Genomic DNA, 15592 nt, shown 5'->3' with positions numbered 1-15592 from the left:
GTGTGACCTAGCGCACGTAACTCATCCGCCAGCGCTCAATTCCGCGAGATCGAGCTCGCCCTCGAGCCGGTGAAACGCATCGTCGCCGATCACCTCGGTGGCGCGGAGGTGGAAGATCGATTTGCGGGCGGCCGCGATGGCGCGGCGGCGCAGCGGATCGGCGGGCAGCTCGCCATTGGTGATGCCGCCATGGGGATCGTCGTCCGCCTGCATCAGGATGGCGCGATATTCGAGCCGCAGGATCTCCGCTTCCTCCGACGGATCGTCCTCGATTGCATCGAGCGCCGCGCGATAGGCGATGGCGCGGGCCCGCGCCACCTCGATGCCGACCGGGTCATCATCCTTCAGACCGAAGGCGAGGATCAGCGGCCGCAGTGTCAGGCCCTGGACGATCAGCGACCCCAGCACGACCGCAAACGCGATGAAGACGATGAAGTCGCGATAGGGAAAGTTCTCGGGCAGCGCGAAGGCGGTGGCGAGCGTGACGAGGCCGCGCATGCCGCACCAGGCGATGACGAAGCCGCCCTTCGGCGAGACGACGGCCTTCGGATCCTTGGGGTGATAGAGGTCGCGTGCGATCAGCACGCGCAATATGGTGCGATAGAACATGATCCAGAGTATGCGCACCAGCACCACCGTGAGCAGGATCCATGCCGCGGCCACGCAATATTCCCAGCGCACCTCCGCATCCAGCCTTGTCCAGATCGGCCGCATCTGCATGCCGATCATCATGAAGGCCAGCACGTTGAGCACGAACACCGTCGTCTCCCACACCGCATAGGACGGCACCCGCAGCCTGGCCGGCATGCGCTCTCCTGCCGTGCGCGCAAGGGTGATCGCGTAGACGACGATGGTGAGGATGCCGGAGAGGCCGAGATGCTCGGCGGCGATCCAGATCACGAAGGTGGTGCCGAACTGCACGATGATGGCGCTCGGTGCCTCCGTCACGCGTTCCAGAAACAGTGGGATGATGCGTGCGGCGAGAAGTCCGGCAAGCACGCTGCCGACCAGCCCGAGCGCGATCGTCGGCGCGACCTCGCTCCATTTCAGGTGCTCCATCACCACGGCGCCGACGGCGATGCGATAGATCAGCAGCGCGCTGGCGTCGTTGAGCAGGCTTTCGCCCTCGAGCACCTTGACCATGCGGTAGGGCAGCTTGACCTGGCTGAGGATCGCGACGGCGGCCGCCGCATCCGGCGGCGCCACGATGGCGCCGAGTGCAACCGCAGCGGCCCAGGGCATGTCGGGCATCAATCGGTGCGCGACATAGGCAACGCCGGCCGCGGTCAGGCCGACCGCGACGACGACCAGGGTCGAGACCGGAACCCAGTTTTTGCGCAGGTCCCGCAGCGAGGTGTCGAACGCGGCATCGAGCAGGACCGGTGCGACAAAAAGCGCCAACGCCAGGTCCGGCTCCAGCGTCCAGGTCGGGCTATCAGGCACGAAAGCGATCAGCGCGCCGCCGATGGCGAGAAAGGTCGGGTATGGGACCTTGATCCGCCGCGCCAGCGCCGATAATGCAACGGCGCCGAGCAGCAACGCGATGATCCATTCGAATGTCGACACGATAGTCCCCGAAACCGATTTTGGCCTTGCCACACGCTAGCACCAATCGGGCCGTATGATGGATAGTGCAGCCCCAAGGCAAGAGTGAAGAAGACTTTCCGACCGCAGCCAGCATGCGTTTTCAAAAATTCATTCGATTGTCGGGGGCCGTGGTGTTCTCCGCGCTTTCGCTCCAAGCGGCCCATGCGGCGACCGGCGGCGAGCCCGCCGCCGTCGTGCAGGTCGATATCGCGCCGTGCCTCGCCGCGACCGCGGCCGACGACATCGACAAGGCCGCCACCGCCTGCGCCACCGTGATCGACAATGAGAAGACGGCCAAGGCGGAGCTGGTCAAGGCGCTGATCGCGCGCGGCGCGCTTTATGCGCGGCACGATCAGGTCGACCGCGCCATCGCCGACGACAGCCGCGCTCTTTTGCTCGATCCCGGCCTTGCGGATGTCTTCAACGCGCGCGGCGAGCTCTGGCTGAAGAAGGGCGACAAGCCCAAGGCGGTGCAGGATTTCGGCGCGGCGTTGAAAATCGATCCCAACCATGAGAAGGCCAGGGCCAATCACAAGGCGATGGCGCGCGAGCTGGAGCGGATCGGCGCGCAGATGGCGGTCGCCGGCAAGCCCAGCTTCAATTGCCGGAGTGCGGCCCGTGCCGTGGAGAAGGCGATCTGCGGCAATCGCGAGCTCGCCGATCTCGACCGCGAGATCTTCGGATCGAATGCGCGGGCGATCCGCGAGGCGCGCAATCCCGCGGAAGCCAGGGCGCTTCAGCGCGAGCAGGACGAATTCATCGCCCGCCGCAATGCCTCCTTCGGCCGGCCGGGATACGACCTGAAGAAGGCGATGCAGGAGCGCCTGCAGAAGATCAACGGCGTCGAAGGGTATTGAGTTCTTCGCCTCTCCCCGCGTGCGGGGAGAGGCCGGAGCGCATCGGAGATGCGATCCGGGTGAGGGGGAGTCTCCGCGAGTCCATCTCTCACCGTCTCCCGCGGAGACTCCCCCTCACCCCACCCTCTCCCCGCAAGCGGGGCGAGGGAGTGCAGGCACCGTCCGCCCCTCACATCAAACCCGAAATTGAACCGATCCGCTCGCGCCCGCGACAATGGTGAAAACCTGATGTCACGGAGCCTTCCCGATGTGCGGCACGCGTTCTTCCGCGCAAATGTTCCCGTTTGCCAAAATCCCGCTGCGCGCCTTGCTGCTCAGCGCCGCCATGAGCCTTGTTCTCGCCGCTCCGGCCTCGGCCGCCGATTGTGTCTCCGGCAGCAAGGCTGCTCCCGCCGAACTGATCGCGGCATGCAGCGCCGTCGTCGACCAGACCTCGAATTCGCCGTCGGATCGCGCCGCGGCGCTGCTGCTGCGCGCCGACGCCCATGCGCGGACCTCGGGCGGTCTCACGCAGGCGCTGCGCGACATCGACCGGGCCATCGCGCTCGACGGCAAGAACGCAAAGGCCTGGCGCCTGCGCGGCGACCTCTTGCGCGAGGCCGGCGGTGATCTCAGCCGTGCAGCGGCGGACCTGACCAAGGCGATCGAGCTCGATCCTGAGGATTCGGAGGCCTATGAGTTGCGCGGCGTCGTCTACACCAATCAGCGCCGGCTCGACCGCGCGCTGGCCGATTACGATCGGGCCATCAAGCTGAAGCCGGATGATGCGCAAGCCTGGTCCGACCGCGGCGTCACCTATTATCTCGGCGGCGATAACGAGAAGGCGATCCGCGATCTCAGCGAAGCCTTGCGGCTCGATCCGAACCGGGCGCGCAGCTACACCAATCGCGGCGCGGCCTACAAGAAGCTCGGCCAGCTCGACAAGGCGGTCGCCGATGACGGCGAGGCGATCAGGCTCGATCCGAAGGTTCCCGAATATTATGACAATCGCGGCCTGACGCTGGCTGCGATGGGCAAGTACGACGAGGCAATCGCCGATTACGACCAGGCGCTGCGGCTGGCACCGAAGCCGAACTTCTTCACCAACCGCGGCGATTCCCATCAGCTCAAGGGCGAGCTCGGTGCCGCGCTGAGCGACTACGAGGCTGCACTGAAGCTCGACCCGAATTTCGCGCAGACCTACAACAACCGCGCCGTGCTCTACAAGAAGATGGGCGAGCGCAGGAAGGCACTGGCCGATTACGAGGCCGCGCTGAAGCTCGATCCCGGCAACGACAACGCGGCGGGCGGCCGCCGCACCATGATCGCGGAGATCGCGAAATTCGGCGATGAGCCGCGGCGCCCGCTGGCCGCCAATTCCGGCAACGGTCCGTCCTTCGATTGCGCGACGGCGAGGCGGGAGGTCGAGAAGGTGATCTGCGCCGATCCGCAGCTCGGCGTGCTCGACCGCCAGATCGCGGAGACCTATGAGCGCGTGTTGAAGTCGGCGAGCAAGCGCTCGGCCGGCGATTTGCGCAAGACCCAGCGCGATTTCCTCGCCACGCGCAATGCGAGCTTCGGCCGGCCTGGCTATGATCTCCGGAAGGTCATGCAGGAGCGCTTGCAGAAGCTGAATGCGATAGAGAGCTGATGCGGGAATCTTCGCCTCTCCCCGCCTGCGGGGAGAGGCCGGAATTTGCGCGAGCAAATTCCGGGTGAGGGGGACTCTCCGCGAGTCCAGCTGCCACCGTCTCTGCGGAGGCAGCCCCTCACCCCGACCCTCTCCCCGTAAGAACGGGGAGAGGGAGCAGATAACTTCTTTTCAGCTTGAACCGCGCCCCGATCCCTTCGAAAATACCGCTCAAACAACGCCGGCCTTTGATCCCTGTCATGGCGGGACGCTCGTCCTGTCGGTCAGGTCAAGACCAGGCGAATAAAGGGAACGGGAGCGCGGGAATGAATGTCCAGGGCAAGAGTCTCTATCACGAGGTCCATGCGCGCTCGCTGGCCGACCCCGAGGGCTTTTGGGCCGAGGCGGCGAAGGAGATCGACTGGATCGAGCCGCCGAAAAAGATCTTCGATCCCACGCAGGGCGTTTACGGCCGCTGGTTCGCCGGCGGCGTCGTCAACACCTGCTACAACGCGCTCGACCGCCATGTCGAACGGGGCCGCGCCGACCAGCTCGCGCTGATCCATGATTCGCCACTGACCAATTCGGTCACCAAATTCACCTATGCCGAGCTGCTCGCTGAGGTGCAGGCGCTCGGCGCCATCATGCAGGATTTCGGCGTCGCCAAGGGTGACCGCGTCATCCTCTATATGCCGATGGTGCCGGAGGCCGTGGTCGCGATGCTCGCCTGCGCCCGCATCGGCGCGGTGCACTCGGTGGTGTTCGGCGGCTTTGCCGCCAAGGAGCTTGCCAGCCGCATCGACGATGCCCAGCCAAAGCTCATTCTGTCGGCGAGCTGCGGCATCGAGCCCGGTCGCATCGTGCAGTACAAGCCGCTGCTCGACGAAGCGATCAAGCTGGCGAGTGCGAAGCCGAAGGCCTGTATCGTGCTGCAACGTCCGCAGCTCACCTGCGATCTCACGCCGGGCCGCGACTACGATTGGGCGAGCCTGCGCCGCAAGGCGATGAATGACGGCAAGAAAGCGCCTTGCGTGCCCGTCGCCGCCACCGATCCGCTCTACATCCTCTACACATCAGGGACCACAGGCATTCCCAAGGGCGTCGTGCGCGACAATGGCGGCCATCTCGTTGCGGTGAAATGGTCGATGTTCAACCTCTATGGCGTCAAGCCGGGCGAGGTCTGGTGGTGCGGCTCCGACATCGGCTGGGTGGTCGGCCACAGCTACATCATCTATGGCCCGCTGCTGCACGGCGCGACCTCGATCATGTATGAGGGCAAGCCGGTCGGCACGCCCGATGCCGGCGCGTTCTGGCGCGTCATCTCCGAGCACAAGGCGGTGGCGCTGTTCACCGCGCCGACCGCTTTCCGCGCGATCCGCAAGGAGGATCCGGACGGAAAGTTCATCCGGCAATACGATCTCTCCAAATTCCGCACGCTGTTCCTGGCCGGCGAGCGCGCCGATCCGCCGACGGTGGAATGGGCGGAGCAGCAGCTGAAGGTGCCCGTCATCGATCATTGGTGGCAGACCGAGACCGGCTGGTGCATCGCCGGCAATCCGGTGGGCCTTGGACTGCTGCCGGTGAAGCACGGCTCGCCGACGGTGCCGATGCCGGGCTATCAGGTCGACGTCGTGGATGAGGCGGCAAAGCCCGTCGGTCCCAACACCATGGGCTCGATCGTCATCAAGCTGCCGATGCCGCCGGGCTGCCTGCCGACGCTGTGGAATCAGGATGGGCGCTTCAAGGAAGCTTATCTGAGCGAATTCCCCGGCTATTACAAAACCTCGGATGCCGGCTACAAGGACGAGGACGGCTATGTCTTCGTCATGGGCCGCACCGACGACATCATCAATGTTGCCGGCCACCGCCTCTCGACCGGCGGCATGGAGGAGATCCTGGCCTCGCATCCCGACGTCGCCGAATGCGCCGTGCTCGGCGTCAAGGACGCGATCAAGGGCGAGGTGCCCTGCGGCTTCCTGGTGCTCAAGGCCGGGGTGAAGCGGTCGCCCACCGAGATCGAGAAGGAAATCATCGCGCTGGTGCGCGACAAGCTCGGCCCCGTCGCCGCCTTCAAGCTCGCCATCACCGTGGGACGCCTGCCCAAGACGCGCTCGGGCAAGATTTTGCGCGGCACCATCAAGAAGATCGCGGACGGCGAGAGCTGGACCATGCCGGCCACGATCGAGGATCCCAAGGTGCTCGACGAGATCGGCGAGGCGTTGAAGGGGCGGGTGTGAGGTTTGCTCAGTAACGCGTCGCGCTAGCGTACCAATTACGGTGTCATCACCCGCGCAGGCGGGTGATCCAGTACGCCGCGGCCGGAGTTGTGATCCAATGACCGCCGCGGCGTACTGGATTCCCCGCCTTCGCGGGGAATGACCGTGGGTGCGGGAGCGCCTTCCGGGGACTTACATTCTCCTCATTCCGCGCTAAACAGGGCCGGCCAACAGGGGACCTTGTATGCCACTCGCCACCGCGCCGCGCCTCCTTGCAGTCGTAGCTCTCGCAACCGCTCTCTCCGCCTGCTCGGCGCGCTACCAGACGCCGGTGGCGTTGGGGGGCGATGATGACGATGCGGTGTGCCAGAGCCGCGGCTATGTGGTGGGCTCACAGGAATATGTGGCCTGCCGCAAGGACCGCGACGTCCAGCGCAACGCCGCCACCGCGCGCGCCGACCGCCGTCAGCGCGATCTCGGCGAGTATATGCTGAACCATCCCGAGCGGCCGTAGGCCGCGGACGGTATTATCCGGTGTCATTCACGGGCGCCGGTCGTGACACATCTGCAACGCTTGATCCAAATCGTGTCGCGCCAGTCCTGATTTGATCGAGGTCAAATCCTTCACCATCCCCTTTCTGCTCTGACGCTGATGTCGCGCAACGATGCGCAGATATGGCTGAAGGGGATTGGTATGGACGGAACGATCAGAAATCTGGCGCGGCGCGCGGCGCTTGGAGCGGTTTTCGGCACGATGCTCGCGGGGGCCTTTGCATCAGCGCAGGCCGCGGATCTGCCGGTTTACAAGAAGGCCCCGCCGCCGGTGGAGGCGTTCAATCCGTGGATGATCCGCCTGCGCGCGCTTGGCGTGTTGCCGGATACCGGCGGCAGCACTGTCAATGTCGCGGGCGTGCCCTCGCTGTCGTCGCCGAATTCGGGCCTTTCGATCAGCAACCAGGTCGTGCCCGAGCTCGACATCAGCTATTTCTTCACGAAGAACATCGCGGCCGAGCTGATCCTCGGCGTCACCCGGCATTCGATCAGCGGCACCGGCTCGCTCGCCAATCTGCCGATCGGCAAGACCACGCTGCTGCCGCCGACGCTGACGCTGCAATATCATTTCGATCAGTTCGGCGCGTTCAAGCCGTATGTCGGCGCCGGCGTGAACTACACCGTGTTCTTCAACAATTCCGCGGCCAATGTGCCGGCCGCAATCGCCGGTCCGCCTGCGATCGTCGCCACCACCACGAACCTGCATGTGAGCAACGCCTGGGGCGGTGCCGTGCAGTTCGGCTTCGACTACATGCTCGACCGGCACTGGGGCCTCAACTTCGACGTCAAGAAGCTCTGGCTGCGGCCGGATTATTCCGCGACCGTTTCCGGCCTGCCGGTCACCGGCACCGCGCATATCGATCCGTGGCTGGTCGGCGGGGGCGTGACGTACAAGTTCTGAGGCCGTCGCCTGCCTGCGTGACGTGCCCCCGCGGGGGCACCCACCTCTCATTCCCTCCCCGCAAGGGGAGGGAATGAGAGGAAGCTCGAAAGCGAACGCAGCGCGCCCTTCAGCTGCAATCTCGCGCGTCTTCGAAATTCCTCCACGACAATAGCAGCTTGTCACAGCTCACCGCGCGCCGACGGCTGGGCCCGCTTCTACTGTGCATGGGGTTGTTTTCGACCTTTTAGGTCCGAGCCGGCCATTCAGACCCTATTCATCCCGGTTCCGGTTCCATGGCCCCGTTCATGGAGAGGGACTTCGACTTATGTACATTTCTGGCCAAGGCCTCATCGTCATCCTGTTCGTCGGCCTGGTTGCCGGCTGGCTCGCCGGCAAGGTGGTGCGCGGCAGCGGGTTCGGCATCATCGGCGATATCGTGATCGGCATCGCCGGCGCGTTCGTCGCCAGCTTCCTGTTCCCAAAGCTCGGCATCCATCTCGGCGTCGGGCTGGTCTCGGAGATCATCTATTCCGCGATCGGCGCCATCATCCTGCTTCTGGTGGTCCGCCTGGTCCGCGGCGGCGGACGGCTCTAGCGCGGTCGATCGATCGGAACCTTCGCCTCTCCCCGGAGCCGGGGGGAGGCATCGTTGTCTGCCATAAAAAGCCGCAAAGACTGTGAAATACCGGACTTGCGGATCAGGCCGTCCCGGGTAGATGTGACGGGGCCTGGATTAATTCGATCACGTTGCGCGCGGGGGAGAACCCGATATTAATCCCGGGCGGGTACCCCTCGATTTGCCTTTGAATTCAGGGGCCTTGCCCCTTACCTGAAAGAGATCAGACTGATGGCAGCCATACCCGGCGTCCGCCGCTCGGAGCTCGGTGACGCCTTGCGCGCCTGTCGCATGGCTTTCGTCGGCGTCGGCTTGATCAGCTGCATGATCAACCTGCTCTATCTGACCGGGTCGATCTTCATGCTGGAGGTCTACGACCGGGTGCTGCCGAGCCGCAGCGTTCCGACCCTGGTCGGCCTGATCATCCTGGCAAGCTTCCTCTACATGGCCCAGGGCGTGCTCGACATGATCCGCAACCGGATCTTAGGGCGCGTGGGCACCGCGCTGGACGAGGCCCTCAACAAGCGCGTGTTCGACACCGTCGTGCGCTTGCCGCTTCTGGTCGGCAGCCGCAACGAGGGCCTGCAGCCGCTGCGCGACCTCGACAATGTCCGCTCCTTTCTCGGCGGCATGGGTCCGAGCGCGTTCTTCGACCTGCCCTGGCTGCCGCTCTACCTCGCCATCTGCTTCGCCTTCCACGTCATGATCGGCGTCACCGCGCTGGTTGGCGCCATCATCCTGGTGGGCCTGACGCTGGTCACCGAATTCATGTCGCGCCAGCCGGCCAAGGAGGCGATGGGCCTTGCCGCCCAGCGCAACGATCTCGCCGCCGCCAGCCGCCGCAACGCCGAAGTCATGGTGTCGATGGGCATGGCGGGCCGGATGAACGCACGCTGGAGCGAGGCCAACGAAAAATACCTCGCCGGCAATCAGCGCGCGAGCGACGTCTCGGGCGGTCTCGGCGCGGTGGCAAAAGTGCTGCGCATGATGCTGCAATCGGCCGTCCTCGCCGTCGGCGCCTATCTCGTCATCAACCAGGAAGCGACCGCCGGCATCATCATTGCCGGCTCCATCCTGTCCGCCCGCGCGCTGGCGCCGGTCGATCTGGCCATCGCGCATTGGAAATCCTTCGTCGCGGCCCGCCAGAGCTGGCAGCGCCTCACCCGCCTGCTGGAGCAGATGCCGGCCCAGGCCACGCCGACGCAGTTGCAGGCGCCGACCAGCCGCCTCTCGGTCGAGGGCGTCGCCATGGTGCCGCCGGGCGACCAGCGCCTGATCGTGCAGGACGTCACCTTCGCGCTTCAGGCCGGCAACGGCCTCGGCGTGATCGGGCCGAGCGGCTCGGGCAAATCGTCGCTGATCCGCGCCCTCGTCGGCGTCTGGCACCCCGTCCGCGGCAAGGTGCGGCTCGACGGCGCGGCGCTCGATCAATGGTCATCCGATAGCCTCGGCCGCCACATCGGCTACCTGCCGCAGGACGTCGAGCTGTTCGGCGGCACCATCGCGCAGAACATCAGCCGTTTCGATCCCGAGGCGACGTCCGACGCCATCATCGCTGCGGCGAAGGAAGCCGGCGTGCACGAGATGATCATCAAGATGCGCGAGGGCTACAACACCCAGGTCGGCGAGCAGGGTACGGCGCTCTCCGCAGGGCAGGCCCAGCGCGTGGCGCTGGCGCGCGCGCTGTACGGCAATCCGTTCCTGGTCGTGCTCGACGAGCCGAATTCCAATCTCGACACCGAAGGCGACGAGGCGCTGACCCGCGCCATCCGCAGCGCCCGCGAGCGCGGCGCCATCGTCATCGTGGTGGCGCACCGTCCGATCGGCGTCGAGGCGGTCGACCAGATCCTGGTGCTGCGCGACGGCCGCATGCAGGCCTTCGGTCCGAAGGAGCAGGTCCTCTCCCAGGTGCTCCAGCCGCGTGCGACCCCGCCGGCACCGATCAAGGTCGTCAGCGAAGGCGGAGTGGCAAAGGCATGAGCACGATGGCGATCGGCGGCGGCAAGCCCGCTGCAAAGAAGACCGTGCGGGACTCCATCAGGTTCCATCTGATCCTCGGCATCGCGATCGTGCTGGTCCTGGCCCTCGGTCTCGGCGGCTGGGCCTCGACCGTGCTGATCTCGGGCGCGCTGATCGCGCCGGGCCAGATCGTGGTCGAATCCAACGTCAAGAAGGTGCAGCATCCGACCGGCGGCGTGGTCGGCGAGCTGCGCGCCCGCGACGGCGACGTGGTCAAGGCCGGCGACATCGTGGTGCGGCTCGACGACACCGTCACCAAGGCGAACCTCGCCATCGTCGTCAAGAATCTCGACGCCGCGCAGGCGCGCACGGCGCGGCTCCAGGCCGAGCAGCGCGGTCTCGACAAGATCGAGTTCCCGCAAGCCCTGCTGGATCGCGCCAGCGATCCCGACGTCAAGGCGCTGATCGATGCCGAGACCAAGCTGTTCGAGGTCCGCGTCAACGGCCGCGCCGGCCAGAAGGCGCAGCTGCGCGAGCGTGTCCTCCAGCTCAACGAGGAGATCGAGGGCCTGTCCGCGCAGGAGAAGGCCAAGGACAAGGAGATCGCGCTGGTCCAGAACGAGCTCACCGGCGTCCGCGACCTCTACGACAAGCGCCTTGTGCAGATCTCGCGCCTGACCCAGCTCGAGCGCGACTCGGCCCGCCTCAACGGCGAGCGCGCGCAATACATCGCCTCGCGCGCACAGGCCAAGGGCAAGATCACCGAGACCGAGCTTCAGATCATCCAGGTCGACAAGGACATGGTGAGCGAGGTCTCCAAGGATCTGCGCGAGACCACCGACAAGATGGGCGAGCTGATCGAGCGCAAGGTCGCCGCCGAGGACCAGCTCCGCCGCGTCGACATCCGCGCGCCGCAAGACGGCATGGTGCTGCAATCGACCGTGCATACCGTCGGCGGCGTCGTCACCGCCGGTGATGCCTTGATGCTGATCGTGCCGCAGGCCGACGACCTCCAGGTCGAGGCCAAGGTCAATCCGGTCGACATCGACAAGCTCCAGATCGGCCAGAAGACGCTGCTGCGCCTGTCCGCCTTCAACCAGCGCACCACGCCCGAGCTCAACGGCGTCGTCAGCCGCGTCTCGCCGGACGTCACCACCGACCAGCGCACCGGGCAGAGCTACTACACGATCCGCGTCTCGCTGCCGGCAGAGGAAGTCGCCCGCCTCGGCGCATCCAAGCTGATCCCCGGCATGCCCGTCGAAGCCTTCGTCCAGACCGGCGACCGCACCATGCTGTCCTACCTGATGAAGCCGCTGCACGACCAGCTGATGCGCGCGTTCAGAGAGAAGTGACGCGCGAAAGCGCGGCATTCCGGAGCGCACTTAGCGCGCATCCGGGATCTCGGGCGGCATACTCGCTGTCATCGCCCGGCTTGACCGGGCGATCCAGTATCCCAGAGACGTCAGTGATTGAACCGAGAGGCCGCGGCGTACCGGATGCCCCGGTCAAGCCGGGGCATGACAGCGGTACGTGGGGCGTACGAATCTGCACTTCGCTGACGCGTCTCCCTGTTCTTGCTATAGTTCGACTTAAAGCTCCAGCTCATCCGGCGGTCGAACCATGCAATCTCCTCCCACCATCGCCACAAAGTCCTTCACTGACGCGGGCCTTGCCGTCGCGCGGCTCGAAGAGATTTATGAGCGCAACACAAAATTCCTGCGCGACCGGTTCGAGGCCTATGTCAACGGCGAGGCGGTCACGACGCGGGTGCGGGCCTATTACCCGTTCGTCCGCCTCACCACCGCGACGCATGCGCGGCTGGATTCGCGTCTCGCTTACGGCTTCGTCGCAGGCCCCGGCGTGCACGAGACCAGCGTGACGCGGCCGGACCTGTTTCGCGCCTACCTCACCGAGCAGATCGGCCTGCTGATCCAGAACCACGGCGTTCCCGTCGAGATCGGCGAGTCGTCCGAGCCGATCCCGATCCACTTTGCCTATCGCCGCGACATCAACATCGAAGGCGCCATCACCACGAGCGAGAACTCCACGGTGACGCGGTCGCTGCGCGATGCGTTCGACGTGCCTGATCTCGCCACGATGGATGATTCCATCGCTGACGGCACGTTCGAGCTTCAGGCGGGCGCGCCCGAGCCGCTCGCGCTGTTCCGCGCCGCCCGCATCGATTACTCGCTGCGCCGGCTCTATCACTACACCGGCACCGATCCCGAGCATTTCCAGAATTTTGTGATCTTCACCAACTACCAGTTCTATGTCGACGCCTTCGCGCAAGCCTGCCAGCAGCGGCTTCAGGCGGGCGAGGCCGGTCTCGAAGCCTTCGTCGCGCCCGGCAATGTCATCACGCGCAGCGGCGGCACGACGACCGGAGATGCGCCGACGCGCATGCCCCAGATGCCGGCCTTTCATCTGAAGATGCCGGGCTATCGCGGCATCACCCTGATCAATATCGGCACCGGCCCGTCCAACGCGCGCAACGTCACCGACCACGTCGCCGTGCTGCGCCCGCATGCCTGGCTGATGCTCGGCCATTGCGCGGGCCTGCGCAACACGCAGCGCCTCGGCGACTACGTGCTGGCGCATGGTTATGTGCGCGAGGACCATGTGCTCGACCGCGAGCTGCCGCTGTGGGTGCCGATCCCGGCGCTGGCCGAGATGCAGGTCGCGCTCGAGCAGGCGGTCGAGGACGTCACCGGCCTCGAAGGCTTCGAGCTCAAGCGGCTGATGCGCACCGGCACCGTCGCCAGCGTCGACAACCGCAACTGGGAGATCTCGGGCCCGGAGGTGATCCGCCGCATGTCGCAATCGCGTGCGGTCGCGCTCGACATGGAATCGGCCGCGATCGCCGCCAACGGCTACCGCTTCCGTGTCCCCTACGGCACGCTGCTCTGCGTCTCCGATAAGCCGCTGCATGGCGAGATCAAGCTCGCCGGCATGGCCAGCGAATTCTACCGCCGCCGGGTCGGCCAGCATCTCGAGATCGGCCTGAAGGCGCTGGAGCGGCTCAAGCAGCAGGAATCCGAGCGTCTGCACTCGCGAAAGCTCCGCAGTTTCGCCGAAGTCGCGTTCCAGTAGGACGAGGCACCCCTCCGCGGCTGACAGGCCGGGGAATCCCGACATGATCGGCGCGGAGCCGACCGGACCTTCTTCAATGCCGCTCTTGCGCGACAGGATCATCGGCCATGACCGCGAACGGCTGGCCTTCCGCTTCACGATGATGCGTGAAGACGAGGTCGTGCAATGCCAGATCTCCGACGCGGCCATGGATGAGCTGGCGGGCATGCAGGGCACCGAGAGCAGCGCGCGGCAGGCGCAATTCCTGTCCCTGCGCGAGACCATCGAGCGCATCGCGTCGGACCTCTACGACGAGGCGCCGCGGGTGCAGGGATACGTCGTGCGGATATTCATGCGGCATCTGGGAAGGTAAGGCCACCACCCTCTCCGCTGTCATTCCCCGCGAAAGCGGGGAATCCAGTACGCCGCGGCCTAACGGTTCAATTACAGCCGCCTCGGAGTACTGGATCGCCCGGTCGAGCCGGGCGATGACAGCTGTGTTGGTGGATAGATTGCGTCGACTCACTCACACGGCCGCAATCACCCCTCCAGCTTGCCCAGCAACAGCTTCAGCGCCGCCGCCGCGAACACCTGCATGTTCGAAAATCTGTCACTGCTCCCCGTCTCCAGCGTCATCACCTCGGCCGCGGGACCCGCGACCGCCATGCAACTGTGACCCGCGGCATCGCCATAGCGATTGCCGGTGGGCCCCGCCGCTCCCGTCTCGGACAGGCCCCAATCGGAGCTGAAGCGGCTGCGCATCTGTTCGGCCAGCAGCTTTGCATAGGGCTCTGACGAGGAGCGAAAGCCTTTCATTCCTTCGTCCGAAATATCCATCAGCACGCGCCTGGCATCGCGGGTGTAGACGACGGCGCCGCCGAGGAAATAGGCCGACGCCCCGGGCACCGCGAGCAGGCTGGCCGCGATCAGGCCGCCGGTCGAGGATTCCGCCACCGCGATGGTTTGTTTGCGCGCGATCAGTCTGGCCGCGACCTGTTCGGCAATGCCGACGAGCTCTTTCATCCCAACACCCCTTGTTCCCTCGCAACCGAGCTGCGCCTTCCTAGCATATGACGGAAGCGTTGGCCGAGTTGCGGGCGACGGGCAGGCCTGCTTGAATGGCGGCACAAGAAGATCCAGAGGAAACGTGAAGGAGACGTGATGGCGTCCCTGATCGCCGGCGGCATCGATTGCGACGTGCATCCGTCCGTGCCGCATCTGACCAGCCTGCTGCCCCACCTGAACGACTATTGGCGCGATCAGGTGACGACGCGCGGCATGGTCGATCTGGTCTCGCAATCCTATCCGCAGAATTCGCCGATCACGGCGCGGCCCGACTGGCGCCCCGAGAGAGGCAAGCCGGGCGAAAGCCTGGAGGACATGCAGCGCCATGTGCTCGACCCCTTCCAGCTCAACTTCGCCATCTGCAATCCGCTCTACGGCGTGCAAATGGTGTTCTCCGAGGACATGCAGGCCGCGTTCTGCCGCGCGCTGAACGACTGGCTGGCGAAGGAATGGCTCGATCGCGATTCACGCCTGCGTGGCTCGATCGTGATCCCTTCGCAAAGCGTCGAGAAGGCCGTCGCCGAGATCGAGCGCTGTGCGCAAGACGAGCGTTTCGTGCAGGTCCTGATGCTGGTGATGGGCGATACGCCGCTCGGCAAGCGCGCGCTGTGGCCGATCTATGAGGCGGCGGAACGGCTGAACCTTCTGATCGGCGTCCACGCCGGTTCCGCCTATCACAATCCGCCGACCGCGGTGGGCTGGGGTTCCTACCACATCGAGGATTATGTCGGGCAGGCCCAGGCGTTCCAGACCCAGCTCACCAGCCTGATCGTCGAGGGCGTGTTCGCCAAATATCCTGGGCTGAAGATGGTGATGCTGGAATCCGGGGTCTCCTGGATCTCGCCCTATCTCTGGCGGCTGCACAAATTCTGGCGCGGGGTGCGGATGGAGACGCCTTGGGTCGATCGCGCGCCGCTCGAGATTGTGCGAAGCAACATCCGTTTCTCGTTACAGCCATTTGATGCACCGCCCGATTCCGAGACATTAATTCGCCTGTTTGATCATATGCAGTCCGACGAATTGGTCCTATTCTCGACGGACTATCCGCACTGGCAGTTCGAAGGCCAGGATGCGCTGCCCGAGGGCCTGTCGCCCGATCTCGTGCGCAAGATCATGATCGACAATCCGCATGCAACCTATCCCCGACTGACATGAGCCCGCTGCCAAAGGAGGCAAGGC

At 65.4% G+C, this 15592-nt stretch carries 13 protein-coding genes; 11 read left to right on the top strand and 2 right to left on the bottom strand.

The features are described from left to right. Window positions 1-21: 21 nt before the first annotated feature. Entirely contained in the window at window positions 22-1599 is a 1578-nt protein-coding gene (locus HYH08_RS08175; RefSeq protein WP_220009252.1) for a cation:proton antiporter, read from the bottom strand. Between the two features lie 80 nt (window positions 1600-1679). Between HYH08_RS08175 and HYH08_RS08170 the strand changes: the two genes are divergently transcribed. From HYH08_RS08170 to HYH08_RS08125, 10 genes are all read left to right on the top strand, one after another. Next, a complete protein-coding gene (locus tag HYH08_RS08170; RefSeq protein WP_220009251.1) occupies window positions 1680-2444 on the top strand; it encodes a tetratricopeptide repeat protein in 765 nt (254 codons plus the stop codon). Between the two features lie 247 nt (window positions 2445-2691). Further along, window positions 2692-4074 (top strand): tetratricopeptide repeat protein, encoded by a 1383-nt coding sequence (locus HYH08_RS08165; RefSeq protein WP_220009250.1) that lies wholly within the window; start codon window positions 2692-2694, stop codon window positions 4072-4074. Between the two features lie 305 nt (window positions 4075-4379). Then, window positions 4380-6290: a propionyl-CoA synthetase gene (locus HYH08_RS08160; RefSeq protein ID WP_220009249.1), complete on the top strand. Its 1911-nt coding sequence runs from the start codon at window positions 4380-4382 to the stop codon at window positions 6288-6290. Between the two features lie 223 nt (window positions 6291-6513). Further along, a complete protein-coding gene (locus HYH08_RS08155) occupies window positions 6514-6783 on the top strand; it encodes a hypothetical protein (protein ID WP_220009248.1) in 270 nt (89 codons plus the stop codon). A 180-nt stretch (window positions 6784-6963) separates the two neighbouring features. Next, on the top strand, window positions 6964-7722 hold the full coding sequence (locus tag HYH08_RS08150; RefSeq protein WP_220009247.1) for an OmpW/AlkL family protein: 759 nt from the start codon (window positions 6964-6966) through the stop codon (window positions 7720-7722). Window positions 7723-8029: 307 nt separating this feature from the next. Beyond that, entirely contained in the window at window positions 8030-8299 is a 270-nt protein-coding gene (locus tag HYH08_RS08145) for a GlsB/YeaQ/YmgE family stress response membrane protein (RefSeq protein WP_220009246.1), read from the top strand. Between the two features lie 252 nt (window positions 8300-8551). Continuing rightward, a complete protein-coding gene (locus HYH08_RS08140; RefSeq protein WP_220009245.1) occupies window positions 8552-10300 on the top strand; it encodes a type I secretion system permease/ATPase in 1749 nt (582 codons plus the stop codon). Then, window positions 10297-11631 (top strand): HlyD family type I secretion periplasmic adaptor subunit, encoded by a 1335-nt coding sequence (locus tag HYH08_RS08135; RefSeq protein WP_220009244.1) that lies wholly within the window; start codon window positions 10297-10299, stop codon window positions 11629-11631. The genes HYH08_RS08140 and HYH08_RS08135 overlap by 4 nt, the downstream gene beginning before the upstream one ends. Window positions 11632-11899: 268 nt before the next feature. Then, window positions 11900-13369, top strand: coding sequence for an AMP nucleosidase (locus HYH08_RS08130; protein ID WP_220009243.1), 1470 nt, complete (start codon window positions 11900-11902; stop codon window positions 13367-13369). A 76-nt stretch (window positions 13370-13445) separates the two neighbouring features. Continuing rightward, on the top strand, window positions 13446-13721 hold the full coding sequence (locus HYH08_RS08125) for a DUF1488 family protein (protein WP_220009396.1): 276 nt from the start codon (window positions 13446-13448) through the stop codon (window positions 13719-13721). A 167-nt stretch (window positions 13722-13888) separates the two neighbouring features. Here HYH08_RS08125 and HYH08_RS08120 read toward each other — a convergent pair whose 3' ends face one another. Then, window positions 13889-14371 carry a CinA family protein gene (locus HYH08_RS08120; RefSeq protein ID WP_220009242.1) on the bottom strand — a complete coding sequence of 161 codons (483 nt, stop codon included), beginning with the start codon at window positions 14369-14371 and terminating at the stop codon, window positions 13889-13891. Window positions 14372-14509: 138 nt separating this feature from the next. On the opposite strand from HYH08_RS08120, the gene HYH08_RS08115 reads away from it, so the two are divergent. Beyond that, on the top strand, window positions 14510-15568 hold the full coding sequence (locus HYH08_RS08115; RefSeq protein WP_220009241.1) for an amidohydrolase family protein: 1059 nt from the start codon (window positions 14510-14512) through the stop codon (window positions 15566-15568). Window positions 15569-15592 lie beyond the last annotated feature (24 nt).

Origin of the sequence: Bradyrhizobium sp. BR 10289 (assembly GCF_019455385.1) — a bacterium.
Classification (GTDB): Bacteria; Pseudomonadota; Alphaproteobacteria; order Rhizobiales; family Xanthobacteraceae; genus Bradyrhizobium.
This window is presented reverse-complemented; position numbering and strand designations above follow the sequence as displayed.

Excerpts from the sequence above, each read along its gene's own strand:
- HYH08_RS08120 (WP_220009242.1), bottom strand. The coding sequence starts at position 14,371 with ATGAAAGAGCTCGTCGGCATTGCCGAACAGGTCGCGGCCAGACTGATC.
- HYH08_RS08165 (WP_220009250.1), top strand. The coding sequence starts at position 2,692 with ATGTGCGGCACGCGTTCTTCCGCGCAAATGTTCCCGTTTGCCAAAATC.
- HYH08_RS08140 (WP_220009245.1), top strand. The coding sequence starts at position 8,552 with ATGGCAGCCATACCCGGCGTCCGCCGCTCGGAGCTCGGTGACGCCTTG.
- HYH08_RS08130 (WP_220009243.1), top strand. The coding sequence starts at position 11,900 with ATGCAATCTCCTCCCACCATCGCCACAAAGTCCTTCACTGACGCGGGC.
- HYH08_RS08155 (WP_220009248.1), top strand. The coding sequence starts at position 6,514 with ATGCCACTCGCCACCGCGCCGCGCCTCCTTGCAGTCGTAGCTCTCGCA.
- HYH08_RS08150 (WP_220009247.1), top strand. The coding sequence starts at position 6,964 with ATGGACGGAACGATCAGAAATCTGGCGCGGCGCGCGGCGCTTGGAGCG.
- HYH08_RS08135 (WP_220009244.1), top strand. The coding sequence starts at position 10,297 with ATGAGCACGATGGCGATCGGCGGCGGCAAGCCCGCTGCAAAGAAGACC.
- HYH08_RS08145 (WP_220009246.1), top strand. The coding sequence starts at position 8,030 with ATGTACATTTCTGGCCAAGGCCTCATCGTCATCCTGTTCGTCGGCCTG.
- HYH08_RS08160 (WP_220009249.1), top strand. The coding sequence starts at position 4,380 with ATGAATGTCCAGGGCAAGAGTCTCTATCACGAGGTCCATGCGCGCTCG.
- HYH08_RS08125 (WP_220009396.1), top strand. The coding sequence starts at position 13,446 with ATGCCGCTCTTGCGCGACAGGATCATCGGCCATGACCGCGAACGGCTG.
- HYH08_RS08115 (WP_220009241.1), top strand. The coding sequence starts at position 14,510 with ATGGCGTCCCTGATCGCCGGCGGCATCGATTGCGACGTGCATCCGTCC.
- HYH08_RS08170 (WP_220009251.1), top strand. The coding sequence starts at position 1,680 with ATGCGTTTTCAAAAATTCATTCGATTGTCGGGGGCCGTGGTGTTCTCC.